At 57.5% G+C, this 14,454-nt stretch carries 9 protein-coding genes; 5 read left to right on the top strand and 4 right to left on the bottom strand.

Going from position 1 to position 14,454, the window contains the following annotated elements; genetic code table 11:
- Window positions 1-108 precede the first annotated feature (108 nt).
- From ACF8AM_RS21685 to ACF8AM_RS21675, 3 genes are all read left to right on the top strand, one after another.
- Entirely contained in the window at window positions 109-1,545 is a 1,437-nt protein-coding gene (locus ACF8AM_RS21685; RefSeq protein ID WP_392557657.1) for a deoxyribodipyrimidine photolyase, read from the top strand.
- A 380-nt stretch (window positions 1,546-1,925) separates the two neighbouring features.
- Window positions 1,926-3,071 (top strand): exo-alpha-sialidase, encoded by a 1,146-nt coding sequence (locus tag ACF8AM_RS21680; protein WP_392557656.1) that lies wholly within the window; start codon window positions 1,926-1,928, stop codon window positions 3,069-3,071.
- A 617-nt stretch (window positions 3,072-3,688) separates the two neighbouring features.
- Window positions 3,689-5,995, top strand: a complete 2,307-nt coding sequence (locus tag ACF8AM_RS21675; RefSeq protein ID WP_392557655.1) for a hypothetical protein — start codon at window positions 3,689-3,691, stop codon at window positions 5,993-5,995.
- A gap of 48 nt (window positions 5,996-6,043) precedes the next feature.
- Here ACF8AM_RS21675 and ACF8AM_RS21670 read toward each other — a convergent pair whose 3' ends face one another.
- Both ACF8AM_RS21670 and ACF8AM_RS21665 read right to left on the bottom strand, forming a co-directional pair.
- The gene (locus ACF8AM_RS21670) at window positions 6,044-7,234 is read right to left on the bottom strand and encodes a PQQ-binding-like beta-propeller repeat protein (RefSeq protein ID WP_392557654.1); all 1,191 of its coding nucleotides are present in this window, start codon (window positions 7,232-7,234) and stop codon (window positions 6,044-6,046) included.
- A gap of 502 nt (window positions 7,235-7,736) precedes the next feature.
- Window positions 7,737-9,083 (bottom strand): homoserine dehydrogenase, encoded by a 1,347-nt coding sequence (locus tag ACF8AM_RS21665; protein ID WP_392557653.1) that lies wholly within the window; start codon window positions 9,081-9,083, stop codon window positions 7,737-7,739.
- A 565-nt stretch (window positions 9,084-9,648) separates the two neighbouring features.
- Here ACF8AM_RS21665 and ACF8AM_RS21660 point away from each other — a divergent pair.
- Window positions 9,649-9,954: a hypothetical protein gene (locus tag ACF8AM_RS21660; protein ID WP_392557652.1), complete on the top strand. Its 306-nt coding sequence runs from the start codon at window positions 9,649-9,651 to the stop codon at window positions 9,952-9,954.
- On the top strand, window positions 9,954-11,543 hold the full coding sequence (locus tag ACF8AM_RS21655; RefSeq protein WP_392557651.1) for a DUF4332 domain-containing protein: 1,590 nt from the start codon (window positions 9,954-9,956) through the stop codon (window positions 11,541-11,543). The genes ACF8AM_RS21660 and ACF8AM_RS21655 overlap by 1 nt, the downstream gene beginning before the upstream one ends.
- Window positions 11,544-11,597: 54 nt before the next feature.
- Here ACF8AM_RS21655 and ACF8AM_RS21650 read toward each other — a convergent pair whose 3' ends face one another.
- Both ACF8AM_RS21650 and ACF8AM_RS21645 read right to left on the bottom strand, forming a co-directional pair.
- The gene (locus tag ACF8AM_RS21650; RefSeq protein ID WP_392557650.1) at window positions 11,598-13,673 is read right to left on the bottom strand and encodes a TolC family protein; all 2,076 of its coding nucleotides are present in this window, start codon (window positions 13,671-13,673) and stop codon (window positions 11,598-11,600) included.
- 105 nt (window positions 13,674-13,778) lie between these two features.
- The coding region (locus tag ACF8AM_RS21645) for a hypothetical protein (protein WP_392557649.1) at window positions 13,779-14,454 on the bottom strand (676 nt) is incomplete at its 5' end.

The raw sequence follows: 14,454 nt of genomic DNA, 5'->3' as shown, positions 1-14,454 counted from the left end.
ACTCCCATCCCATCACCACTGCCCATGTCTTCCGCGCTCCCTCCCCAGCGTCATCAATTTGCCAACGACCACCCGCCCCGGCATGAGGGGGATTACGTCGTTTACTGGATGATCGCCCAACGGCGGCTGCACTGGAATTTCGCGTTGCAGCACGCGATTGACCGGGCACTCGAATTCGAAAAACCACTGCTGATCTTCGAACCCTTGCGAGTTCGTTACCAATGGGCCAGCGACCGGATCCACCGGTTCATCATCGAAGGCATGCGGGACAACGCCGCGGAGGCAGATTCATTGCCGGTGGTCTACTACCCGTACGTTGAACCCGAACCGGGCGTCGGCTCGCCGCTGCTTCATCGACTCGCCAAACACGCTTGCACGGTCGTCACTGACGAATACCCGTGTTTCTTTCTGCCGCACATGATCGACGCGGTGAAGGACAAACTGCCTGCCCGCCTGGAATTGATTGACTCCAACTGCGTGCTCCCACTGCGAGCGGCAGAGAAGACTTACACGGTCGCACACAGCTACCGACGATTCATGCAGAAGAACATCCTGCCCGCGCTCGAACAGTTGCCACTCGCAACCCCGCTGGATCGAAACAGCAACCGCCCTGCCCTGCCCTGCCCCGATGGCGAATCGATGGCAGAACGCCGAAAGAAATTGCTCCCGTCCAAGATCCTGTCCAAATGGCCTGCCGCTGATTTGGAAAAGCTGTTCGGCCAGGATGGTTTGTCGGAAATCCCAATCGATCACTCGGTTCATCCGTCCCAAGCGACGCCCGGCGGAAGGGTGGAAGCCACCCGTCGCTGGCAAGAATTCTTGAATAAGAAACTGTCGCGGTACAACGACGACCGCAACCACCCCGATGAACACGCCACGACGGGCCTGAGCCCTCATCTTCACTTCGGTCACATTTCGGTGCACGAGATGGTTTCTTCGCTTTTGGATCACGAGGGTTGGTCCGCCGACCAAACATCGAAACCCAACGGCAAGAACCATGGCTTTTGGAACGTCGGCGAAAACGCGGAAGCCTTGCTCGACCAACTGCTGACCTGGCGAGAGATCGGATTCAATTGGTCGTTCCAAAATCCAGACACGTATGACTCGCTGGAATCATTGCCGGATTGGGCGAAGAAGACTCTGAATGAAACGCGTGATGACGAGCGTCCCCATCTCTACACGCTGGCAGAGTTTGAGAATGCCGAGACGCACGACGAAATCTGGAACGCGGCGCAGCGTGAGTTGGTGGAAACCGGCGAGATGCACAACTACATGCGAATGCTGTGGGGCAAGAAGATCTTGCATTGGACCAAAACGCCCGAGGAAGCTCTTGAGTTCATGATCCACCTGAACAACAAGTATGGGCTGGATGGTCGCGACCCCAACTCATACTGCGGCATCCTTTGGGTGCTCGGCCGCACCGATCGAGCCTGGGGCCCCAAGCGTCCCGTCTTCGGCAGCGTCCGCTACATGACCAGCGACAGCACCCGAAAGAAGCTCAAACTCAGTCAGTACCTCCGGCGGTTCGCCGGATCGAACAAGTAGTCACGACCTGACAGCTCTCATGCCAAGCACCTTGCACGTGAGATCCAACCACCGCGGAGCGGTGATCGTCGCCAGCCACCTCGTAACCGACTGAGGCCATCAGTCGGCATTCCCAATCATCGCTGCAAGCGATTGGTCCCCCAGCAAGCACGTGGCAACGAGCAAGCTGCTGGCACTGGCATCGCCTCGATTCGTTTGCCGACGGAGAGCCTCCGTCGACTACTCGATTCTTTTGCCGACGGAGAGCCTCCGTCGGCTACTTGGAACCAAACACCCCAAATCGGCTTCCACGTTTCGGTTAGATTAGGCTCGCTCTTCGACGGGCAACCTCTTTGAATTCTCCATCGTGTCGCGCATCCACCTGAGACTCCCGAAATATCATGAAAGTATCACTTGCGTTTTTCTTGGCACTCACCCTGACCATCTCCATCCAAGCAGAGGAACTTCCTAACGTCGCCGTCGAGGGGGAAGGCGCGGTGGTGTCGTCGCAACAAATCTTTGATCTTGCTGATAAGCCCACCAAAGAGAGTCATGCGTCCACCATTGTCGAGACACCAACCGGACTGGTCGCGGCTTGGTTCGCGGGCACCCGGGAGCGTGACCCCGATGTCGGCATTCGCGTCTCTCGCAACGAAAACGGCCAATGGACCGAACCGGTCGAGGTCGTCAACGGCGTCCAGTCATCGACGCTGCGCTATCCCACTTGGAACCCGGTGCTGTTTCAGCCCAGCGAAGGGCCGTTGATGCTGTTCTACAAAGTCGGTCCGAACCCACGGGAATGGTGGGGCATGCTCACGACGTCCGAAGACGGCGGCAAAACGTGGTCTTGGCCGACGAAACTTGGCGAAGCCCACACGATCGGACACCTGCTTGGGCCAGTCAAAAACAAACCGATTCAGCTCGCCGATGGAACGATTTTGTGCCCTTCTAGCACCGAAATCGAGTACGCGGATGGATCCTCCCACTGGCGAGTTCACTTCGAAGTCACCAAGGATCTTGGCAAGACCTGGGAGGTCATCGGACCGATCCAGACCGGCGAAACCTTCCATGCGATTCAGCCAAGCATCTTGACCTACCCCGACAACCGTCTGCAGATTCTATGCCGCAGCAAAGAGAAACGCATTGTCGAAAGCTGGTCCAAAGATGGCGGAAAAACCTGGAGCACGCTCACCGCAACCGACTTGCCCAATCCCAATTCCGGCACCGATGCGGTGACTCTTCAAGACGGACGGCAAGTCGTGATCTACAACCACTCCGAAGGCCTTGTGAGACGGAAAGACGCTCCCGACCTGAAGCCTCGCCGGATTCTCAACTTGGCGATTTCTTCCGACGGGAAAACTTGGAAACCTGTGCTGACGCTGGAACATGAGACGGGACCCCATCCGAAAGATCCAGATCGCCGCCGTCACTTCGGTGAGTACAGCTACCCGGCCATCATCCAAACATCCGACGGGATGCTCAACATGGTCTACACGTACAACCGAGAAGGCGTCAAACACGCGGTCGTCGACCCAAGCAAGCTCTGAACACCACCAGGCTTTCCCTGTCGCGAATGTTCCACCAAATGGTGTGCGTCAGATGAGAAAGAACTGCTGCGCAGCGACAATCTCGCAACAATCGCCTGCCAACCACCCGTCACCGACTGAGGCCCTCAGTCGGCTAAACCACCATCAATCGCTGCAAGCGATTGGGCCCCAGCAAGCACGTGACAACGAGCGAGCAGTCGCCTGGGGTGTCGCAAATGCTCGTTTGCCGACGGAGAGCCTCCGTCGGCTACTTGAGTACCGGATCGCCACCATGCGTTGCATTCAACAGCCGAGAATTCGCAGCAGATCCCAGTCCGAACATCGCCCCCATCATGCCAACCAACCGTAGCCGGCTGAGGCCCTCTGTCGGCAATACCACCATCAATCGTTGCAAGCGATTGGCCCCAGCAAGCACGTGACAACGAGCGAGCAGTCGTCTGGGGTGTCGCAAATGCTCGTTTGCCGACGGAGAGCCTCCGTCGGCTACTTGAGGCCTCCGTTGGTTACTGGGTCGTTCACGAGATTTCGCTCTCGTGGCCTGCGGCGGCCAAGGTTTTGAATTAGGATTTGGCTCTTCCTCCGAAGTACCCTCGCCCCCCCTCCCCAGGTCACCCACCATGCTTCTCCCGAAGTGCTCTCGCATCGCCTTGTTCGCGGTCGCCTTGCTCGTCAGCGTCAGCGGCACGGCCGTGCACGCGCAATCAACTGCCCCGTCAATCCAAGTGGGTCTACCACCGTCGCTGCAGTTCGCATCGGAGGACGCATCGTTTTACTACGCTTTACTGAACAATCGCCTGAAATGGGATGCGGTCGCTGAAAACGCGACCGTTCAACGATTGCTTGCGATGCCCGTGGTTCAAAGGGGCATCGTGCATTTACGCGGGGAAATTCTGGCGGACATTCGGAACGATCTCGATGATGCGGACACGCCCGCGTGGGTTCGCTCCTCGTATGAGTTTTGGAGCAGTGAAGAAGGCCAGGCTTATCTGCCTACGGTTGCGAATGTGGCTTCTCGTGAAGTCTTCGCTTTTGCCGACCAAAGCCTCGCCGAGCAATACGCCGCCTTCAACCAAATGATGTCGGAGCAACTCTCCAACCTCAATCTGGAGATGGACGCTCTATCAGAAGAACTCGACTCCTTCGACGTCTCGTCGGCGTCCCCGGAGCACAACGCTTTTTTCAGCGAGCTTCAGATCCCACGCATCGTGGCAGGGGCCAAGATTTCAGGAGGGGATGAACAGCAACGTGTCCGAGAACTCCTGAACATGCTGGAAGCAAAGTTCCGGAACGAGTTGTTGCAACTCTCCGCCGCCGAAAACAAATACATCCTGGATTCGCTGGACCACCAAAACGTGGGCCAGGCCGACGAACGGTGGGTGATGGAACTGACTGGAGATGACTACCCGTGGGACGCGGCAATCCAGCGAATGAGCGTCGACGCCGAACCTGAAGAGATCGCGAAACTTGAACAACGATTGGCCGTGATCCGCGAGCGTTTTGCCGGTAAATCGTTGGTCTTCAGCATTGGATTTGCAGACAGCTACTTGTATGCATCGATGGGCCACGATCCCGACGCAGTTGCCCCGGCCAAAGTGGAGCGACCTCTTTACCGACGCGATGTCTTCCAGCCTTTGTTGGAAAACCGCGGCAAAGCGTTCTCTGGAGTGGGCTATCAAAACAGCACGTTGAAACAGCAAACCTCTTGGGTCACCCAGTGGTCCATGTACCTACAACTCATTCCTACCGTCGCCGAGAAGATGCTTTCGGATTCCGAACTGGAGCCCCTCTCGTATCAACCGTTGCTGACCAACATCAACGAGGACGTTGAGATGCTGCTGGCGGATCTGAACCGGCTTTACAATCCCTTGGGCGAGGAGCTGACGTTTGCGTTCTTCTTCAAGGGTGGGATTGCCGGCTACCAATATCATCGACATACCGATCCGATCCGTGTCGAAGCTCAGCCTCTGAAGTCTTTGCAACACATCGGAGAGAACCCGGCGCTATTCAGTGCAGCAGCGGACTGGGACGACGACGGGACACTGGACAAATGGTTGAATCGAATCCAAGAGCGAGCCAAGCAAGCCATGGCTCTTTCCGCCGAGTCGGGGGACGCGTCGCCGACCAGTCAAATCGACCCTGCGATTGCCGCCGGACTCACGGAATTGTTCTTGGCCACCAAAGACGACCTGCTGCCGTCGGTGGGCAAGGAAGCCGCCTTTGTGCTCGACTTCGATCAGCGGAGCCAACAGTGGCATCCCATCGCACCGCCGTCTGCGGACGCCTTGCCGATCCCCGCCCCGGCACTCGTTTATAAACTCACAAGCGCCGAACGACATCGCCGTGCGTGGCGTCGCTATTTCGACACCATCAACCCACTGTTCGCTGCGTTTGGTCCGTTGATGGGCCTGCCACCCGGCCAAGGATTGCCTCCAGCGACCGAATCCGCGATTCCCGGCGGCGTCTACCTGCAAGTGCCCGGCGTTGCGTTGCTTGGTGCCGACCCTCAGTTTTCACCTGGGTTGGCGCTCACTTCCGACTGGGCGGTTTACACCTTGTTCCAAGGCCAAGCCACCAACTTCGTCCGTGCGAACTCGCCCTCGTTCCCTCCGCCTCTGAACGATCTCAACCGGCCGTTGATTGCCGCCGGACACATCGATTTACTGCAGTTCGCGGACGCTGCGGAGGACTGGATGAAGTATGCCATGCCGCTGGTAAGGCAAATCAATCGCAACCAAGGAGCACCTGGTCTGGATGCCGAGCCAAGCAACGCGCCCAACATGGAAGAAACAGCCGAGTTGGTCGACATCGCCATTGATCTGCTCAGACAGATTCCCTCTTACACACATGCCACGTACGTGCAAGACAACTCGGTCGTCACGCAGTACGTGATCAAGGTGCCGACACTACAGCCGGCGGCGAAGTGAGAGCAATCAACGCTGCTTGGCGATTTCATTGACCAAGATCGCAGCCCCTCACCAGTTCCAACGAAGGAGGTGCTCGCGATCTTTGATCAACAAATAATTCGCCCCCAACACGGGAGCCGCCCAGGTCGGTGAATCAGACACCATGTAGGTCGCCTTGGCTTTGTATTCTTGGGCGGCCGCGTCGATGACACGCAGTTCTCCGCCGTCCGTCAGCGTGATGACGTGGCCGGGAATCGCCAAGAACGTGGCATGGTCACCCAAGCGAGGGCGACCTTCCCACAGAACGCTTCCGTCGTCAGGGCTGATGCAGAACAATCGCCCACTGTCGTAGTGCGACAAACCGAACAGGCGACCGTCATTGATAACCGCAGTCGACATGTTCATTGCCAAGTCTTCCAGCACCCAGGCTTCTTCGACGATCCAGCCGTCGTCTGTCTTCGTTGGACGCAAGGAACGGATCCCGCGGTTCTCGGCACCGATGATGATCGTGTCGCGATACTGAACCGGCGTTGGCGAATTTTGGTCTGGGTCGACATGCTTCAACGAATACGACCACAGCCATTCCCCGGTCTCGACATCGACGCCGGAAACGTCGTCACGATTCCAATCGATGACTTGGCGAACCCCGTGCAACTCCACCACCAAGGGGGACGAGTACGAAATCGGCTTTTCCCCCTGCGACCAAACCGTTTCGCCCGAGGCAGCATCGAAGGCGTACAGAGCACCGGTTTCATCGTTGCCCAAATGAATCAGCACACGATTCCCATCCACGACGGGTGAGCAACTGGCGCCCCACTTTGGATGATTGATTGAAAATCGCTTTCGTTCGTCACGTTGCCAGAGTTGATCGCCCGATTCGGCGTCCCAGGCCGTTACGACGCCGTTGATGCTGGCCGTGAAGACGCGACCGTCCGCCATCACCGGATTGGCTTTGGGCCCTGCCCCGTGCCGCTCCCCGCCGCCACCGATTTCAAAGGGCACCGGCCAGGTTCGCTTCCAAATCTCTTCCCCCGACGCAAGGTCAAAGCATGCGATCACTTCGTCCTCACCTTGACGAGCGTGTTGATAGATGCGGTCGCCGCTGACCAAAGGCGTCCCGTAGCCCTCGCCAACATTGACCTTCCAAGCCAATGACAATTGCTTGGGCCACGACTCAGGTGGCGAGAAATCAGCCACCCAACCGTTGCGATGCGGGCCCAACCAACCGGTCCAGGAATCCTCCGCTGTCGCCGCTTGCATTGAGTTCATAACAGGCAAAAACGAACAAGCCAGCCACACCAGACCGGATCGGGAACCGTTCATCATGGAATCCACCAGAAATCGAAAGCGAGCCAAGATCGACCAACGCTCTCTCGAGGGTCAGAAACAAATCGTCGTCATTGTAGGATGGATGATCATTGGCACGACCAAACAGCCCCGTCTACGAACCGCCCCGTCTTTGGGTGCCAACCTCTTAACCTGGATAAGCCTGAAACTTCAGGACGCCGAAGTTCCGCCCTGGACGTTTGACAACACGGGTTAGGTGGAGAGGACGGACTTTCCATTCCGGCAAACGTCATTGGCCCCGGCGGACTTAGAAGTCATCCCGTTTTTAGGTGCCGTATTTCCAAGTAAGCAGGTCGGCAGGAATGATCGGGTAGAACCTCACGCAGGCGAGTCTCTCTGAGATTCGCAAATGACAGCGTCTCGGAGAGACGCCGCTACGTGATCAAGCCCAATGAGCCCCGGCAACGCCAGCGAATCAATCGCGGACGGGCATTCGGACGACTTTGCCGCTGATCGCGGGCAGGGCTTCGATGTCGGTGGTCGCTCTTGAGGCAGCACCTTCGCTGGCTTCGTGAGTCATGATCACCAAGGGCACGGTGTTGTCCGATGAACTTGCTTCATCCTTCGATTTCGGTTCGTGCTGGATGACCGAAGCGATGGAAATCGATTGGTTGGACAACACACCCGCGATCGCCGACAAAGTTCCTGGGTCGTTGGCCACTCGCAATCGCAAGTAATATCGACCTCGCAACCGATCGGCATCACGCTGGGCGGTGCGTGGTGGACGCTCAGACGAAAAGTACTCCAGGGTTTCGAACGTGATCGGCGTGCGTCCCACCGCGGTGTCGATGACGTCGGCGACGACGGCAGATGCGGTCGGCATCTGGCCCGCCCCCAACCCGTGATAGAAAACCGGTCCAACCGCATCACCCACCACGCGAATGGCGTTGAAAGCGTCGCGGACTTCGGCCATCGGAGTGCCGATGGCGACCAAGGTCGGGGCGACCGACAATTCCAGTTCGCTATCGACCAAACGAGCGGTGGCGAGCAACTTGATTCGGTAACCGAGTTGGCGAGCGTAAACCAAATCGGCTGGATCCAGTCCATCGATTCCGTTGCGAGGGATGTCTCGCCAATCCACGGTGGCTCCAAAAGCCAAGTGCGACAGGATCGCCAATTTTTGGGCTGCGTCGGTACCGTCGACGTCCATCGCCGGATCGGCTTCCGCGTAACCCAATTCCTGAGCCCGTTTGACGGTCTCGTCGTAGCCGGCACCCTTTTCGTCCATTTGCGAAACAATGAAGTTGCTGGTTCCGTTGAGGATGCCCTCCAGTGATTCAATTTGATTGGCCGACAAGCACTGGCTGATATTCGCGATGATCGGGATCCCACCAGCGACGGCAGCTTCAAAAGCGATGCTGCGACCAAGTTCGCGGGCTCGGGTGAACAATTCGGCACCGTGTTCGGCCAGCAGCGCTTTGTTGGCGGTGACGATGTCCTTGCCGGCTTCCATCGCCCGCAACATGACTTCGCGAGCCGGTGACAATCCGCCCATCAATTGGATGACTACGTCGATTTCGGGGTCATTCAGGACGTCATCGATTGAATCAGTCAGCACGCCCTCGGGCAGATCGATCCCGCGAGGTTTGCTGAGATCGCGAACAACGGCCTTGGACAACCAGATCGTTTTGCCCGCGTGGCGAGCGGTTCGGTCGCCGTGATCGATCAACAGACGAGCCACGCCGGCGCCAACGGTCCCCATTCCGATGATGGCAACGTTGGTCCGGTCCGATGATTTTTGCAGATTGGATGTAGCGTTCATGTGGGGGATGGTAATCAGAGCCCACGACCATTGAACACAGGGGGCATCGAGAATCCGCGAGAAGTCTGCGGTGGCGAGCGGAGATTCCGGTCGCGAGGGCCCGTTCCGCCCTGAAATCGGGTCCGTTCTAGAGAAAAACGGACTGGAGTGCAATCAAAAGAAAACGGCGGAACAACGTGCCCATACGCTGTCCCGCCGTTCTCATTTTCAATCGCAAGAAACATGCAGCCGGGTCTCCGTGTCGCAATCCCACACCACGACACTTCCCCCCGTCTGTCCGTTTCGGCCATAGCGTCGGGTCCTCCACTTGGTTGACCACGCCGGCTAGTCGTAATGTTCGGCATAACCGAGCCCCGAGCGAATGCGAATCCCGCCAGAATGCCGACTTCGTTGAACAACTCTGGGTGACCTTGACGGTTATGGCAATTCGGGTCGCCCCGAACCAGATTTCTGCACTTTCGATCTTGTGACCAATCGGATTGCTTTGGGAAACTTGAGTCCGATTCGAGACTTTCTGTTTCGAATGTTTCCGACCAATCGCTTCCGCTGCTGCAAGGATGCTCCGATGGCAATCGGCCCCCTGACCGACACCTCCTCGTTGTCGATCGATCGCCTGTACGACCTCTACCACGCCATTGCTGAACGAGACCATGAGTTTCGTTTGCAATCTCAATACGGCAGTACCCCGCCGCCCAAGGGACACTGCGAATTCCGCCCGCTGGGACGCCAAACATTTGTGCAACGCGTGCTGCACTACGACTCGCTTCCGACCGCGGTCGGCAAAGCCTTCCGAGCACGATTGTCACGTCAGGCTGCTGCCTATGGCGTGGATCCCCTGAGTCGAACATTCACCAAAACCAACGCTGCCTGATGAATGACCGAGGCCAAATGCTTCGCCAGATTTTGCGTGCTGCCCACTGTCGCAGCACTCATCATCACTTCGCCCTGGACGCAACCGAATTGGTTCAGACCGATTCGGGCAAGCGTTTGGTTTCACAATTGCTACGGCATCACACCCGCTTTTTCAGTGGTGCCAAGGATCCCGACGTGCGTTTTCGTGATTTTCAGAATCACGTGGTCCACGTCGACGATGGCTACTGGGGCGGCGCACCTCGCGTCGCTCATCAGTGGTACGACAAACTGCAGCGTTACCTGAACCAATCACGGTTTGGCGACGCCGCCCACGCGGCCGGTGTACTCAGCCATTATGTGACCGATCCGATCCAGCCATTGCACACGGCACAAACACCGTTGGAGAAAGTCCTGCACCGACCAATCGAATGGTGCATCACCCAAAATTACGCGAATTTGTTTGCGCTTTGGAAACAGAATCCTACACGAATCGTCTTTCAATTGTCCGACCAACCGGGTTGGCTCGGCGAAGCGATCTTGCAATCCGCTCGTTTGGCCCACGGCAACTACCAAACTCTGCTCGACAACTTTGATCTCGCCGCCTCCACGTCCGATTCCAAACGCGGGCTGAATGAAGTTTCCCGCCGAATCGTTTCCCAGTTGATCGGGCTTTCCGTCACCGGCTTGGCACGGATCATCGAACGAGCTGCTTTCGATGCCGAACAACGGAGCGGTCAACTCATCCCCACCGCAGGGCTGACACTGCCAACAGTGCTAGCCGGGATTCGTGTACCCGATCGGTTATGGCTGAGGCGAATCACACACCATGCCGAGCGTGCCAAAGTCGAAAACTTGATCGATGAATTTCGACGCACTGGCGACGTGGAACAAAACCTGCCCAGCGAAGTGCGCGTGCTGCAACGCGTGCGAGTGATTTACCATCGCGAAAAAGAGTACCGCCAAGCCAAAGCAAAACTGGCCGCCACGCGGGAATCCATGCAGGCCGCCGAAGCAACCGAACGCGAATCTCAATCCGTTGAAGCGAATGTGTTGCCGTTTGTCAGCACCGAGCCCAATGTTCGATTGCACGTGACCGATCCGCTGGTGGATGCACCTTCGATCGGCAAAAAAACCGCGGCTCGGTTTGCCGGAATCGGCATCCATACCGTCGGCGAGTTCCTGAACGCCGACGAGCAAATGATGACGCGTCGGCTCGACACCCGGTGGATCACCGCCGACACGATTCATGCTTGGCGATGCCAAACGATGCTGATGTGCCAAATGCCATCCATGCTGGCTCGTGAAGTCCAACTGCTTGTTGGTGCCGGATTCACGACCACCGATGCACTCGCGAAAACCGATGCGACGACACTGCAGTCCGCGGTGGAAGCATACGCCGCGACTTACTCCGGCCGACGCTACCTTCGCGGTGCTGAACCACCGACGATCGATCGGTTGGAAGTCATGATCGGCGACGCTGCCCATGCGATGGTCAAACTCAAACGCGAGAACGCCATGCATCGCGACGACTCGGCGACCAGCGAATCCGCTCACGCAGACCGGCAAACCGATCAGGCGATGCCGTCACCTCAGCGACGGGCCGCCTGATCATTGGATCCCCTGACCGTCCGATCCACCTGACCGTCCGATCCAATCGCCAGCTCAATTGCTGGGCGTGACTTCGACTTCGATCATGCCGTCTTGGTCCATCGGCACCGGCTGAGCGATTTCCGATGTTGCCGGTGCAGGCTGCACGACTTCATAGGAAGTGGCTCCGGTCGTTGATTGAACCGCGGTCGGATCAAACAGACCCGATGTCAATGGACGCGGTGCCGATACCTTCTCGGGATGACGACGTGGTTCGAGGAATCGTCCCAGTTCATACGCATCGCGTTCGGCACCTGGGCACCAAGCCCCCTCGGTCAAGTTGACTTGGTTGTAAGCCAACAAGGATCCCTTTTCTTTGTGAAAATCACGAATCGCCAAGTTGTAATCGCTGATCGATTGGTAGAACGCTGATTCGCTGATGACGACATCCCGCTGGGCTTGCAAGAGGAAGTTGATGTTGTCGGTTCCGTCGAGATAACGGCGACGCAACACCTCGACCTGACGCAAATCCGCCATGTAACGGTTGTAGTTGGTTTCCACCAATTCGAACGTCAATTCGATCGCACGAGCGGCATCCGACAAATCGTGGCTGATTCGCAATTCGGTCTCGGCCAGCACCGCTCGTTCACGTTGCAAATTCAGCTTGGCGTGAGCCACCGCGGAACTCGCAGCACGCAGTCCGACTGGGGCCAAAATCTCGACACCGGCGGTCCACTCTTGGTAGTTCCCGCCCGTGATCGAATCGACCAAGTTGTCGTTGAGACCTTGATCGCCAGGTCCGATCAAATTGTCGCCCAAACCTCGCCAGCGATACTGGCCGACGAAGTCGATTTGTGGACGACGATTCAAACGTGACGCCAGCAGTTCCATCTCGCGACGTTTGACGGTGTACTTTTGGCGACGCACTTCGACGCGACGATCGAGAGCTTGCCCCAACGCACTCTGCCAATCAAACACGACCTTCGCGTTGAGAGGATCCGTGGTCGGACGCAACAAGGCTCCGTCGGTCGCAGGCAAACCAATCAGATAACGCAAGGATTGCTCTCGAGCGTACAAACCGGTCTCGCCCGCCAAGGCAGATTTGACTTGAGCTTCGAATTGGTAGTACTGCGAACGTGCTTGAGCTTCTTCGTCGCGACGGCCCGTACCGACTTCCAGTCGTACTTGTTGGTACTGGAATGTTTGCAACGCCGATTCGCGTCCTTTCGCAGTCGCTTCCAGCAATCGGTACGAAGTCGCCAGGTCCCAATAGGCTTGCTCGACGTCGGATACCAACTGAATCACCGCGGCCTCAAAATCGGCCAAGGCAACGTCTTCGTTGACTCGAGCGATCAGAACACCGTTGTACTGGCCGACCACTCCATTGGCCCCGGCCGATCCAGCGATCCGGTTGTAAGTCGTCCCGGCACCCCGCATCAAGGGTTGACGGTACTCGGCTTCGAGGTAGCCGATGAAGTCACTTTGGAACTGACGAAACGGTCGGTTGTTTCGGTCATATCCAATGTTGCTCCTCAAAGCGAACTGGGCACCGGTAGCAGTGCGTTTGGACAGTTCGTTGGCGAACGTTGCTTGGGTGGCTTGAGTGGTGGTCGGCGTGAACTGGGCTCCCAATCCACCCGACGCGATGTTCTGGGGCTGGTCGACTTTGTTCCAGTACAATGATTGACTGTACTGAGCGTCGAAATTGGCCAGTGCTGCTTCGACACCCAAACTCGGATCCGCGTGAGCCAAACCTGGCGTGAAGACCGTCGTCGCAGAGGTGGGAGCACTGACCACGGCCCCGCCAATCGTTCGCAACACGGGACTGGATCGCAACGCTTGCTGGACCGCTTGCTCGAGCGTCAACTCGACGCTGGGCAGATTCGCGGGATCTTCCAACGTGTTGGGCTGAGCCGCGGACACGGCCGCTGACACAACGGGAGTCGCACATTGGTTGACCTCAGGATATTCAATCCGCATCGCCGAATGGTCGTGGTACGACGTTTTGGTGTCGTGCGGACCGTCCGGGATTTTCTGCGCCCAATGACATCCGCTGGTCAGCGTGGATGCCGCCATCGCGACACCCAGCCAAGAGGCCAGGCGACGACGACGGGTTTGTTTGCGCGAAGTGAGAGACGTTTGCCGATCCATGGCAATCTCGATTCCATATCAGGATGATTCCCTCTGCTCACACCGACATCCTTGTCAGTGCCCAACCGCAGAGGCGGATAGTTAGGTTCGCCAAATCACTCCGCACTAAGGCAGAGCGATGATTCCGCCTGCAATCGCAGCGGCTTCCACCACAACGGCACGCCGTTCAAGCGGCGGTCGCTGCATCACACAAGGTGCCGATGATCCAGCTCGGTAGTAACCCTTGCTGTAAACGATGTCACACGGTTCCTGAATCGTTGCCAGGTAAGGCAGCATCGGAATCGTTGTGAAGAACCGAGCCCCGGCAGCGATCGGCTGCATGCATCCCCAACGTTCGTGACCATGTCGTTCCAACATCCGATCTTCGAAGTACAACGGATGCGAATAGGTGTTGGGTGCAGCCCAAGGCAAAACCGCTCCGGCCGCCACCATTCCGCGAGCATAGGGATCCTCGGGAAGCGGAATCGCACTCACATCTTTGTTTACGTCAAAATCGTCCGGCAAACGACCGTTTCCAATGGACGAAGTATCCAATGACACCGCTCGCAGTGAAGGCAACTCGATGCGGCCATCGGTGACATCGGGCAAACGTTCGCTGATGAATGGTTGCGAGAACATGCCGTCCTCGTTTTTTTCATCTTCTTTTGCATCCGCGATGATCTCGTCTCGCAGCGACATGCGATCCTTGTCGTTGGACGCTTCCGCCTGATCGCTCTCAGCATCCGTGCGAAGCAGATCACGCAAACGTTGCCGGCGAGCCTCGTCTGGGTTCACCGCTTCC

The sequence above is a fragment of the Rhodopirellula sp. JB055 genome, assembly GCF_043100905.1.
Lineage (GTDB): Bacteria > Planctomycetota > Planctomycetia > Pirellulales > Pirellulaceae > Rhodopirellula.
The sequence above is the reverse complement of the archived record's forward strand: the minus strand, read 5'-3'. Positions and strand labels throughout refer to the sequence as shown.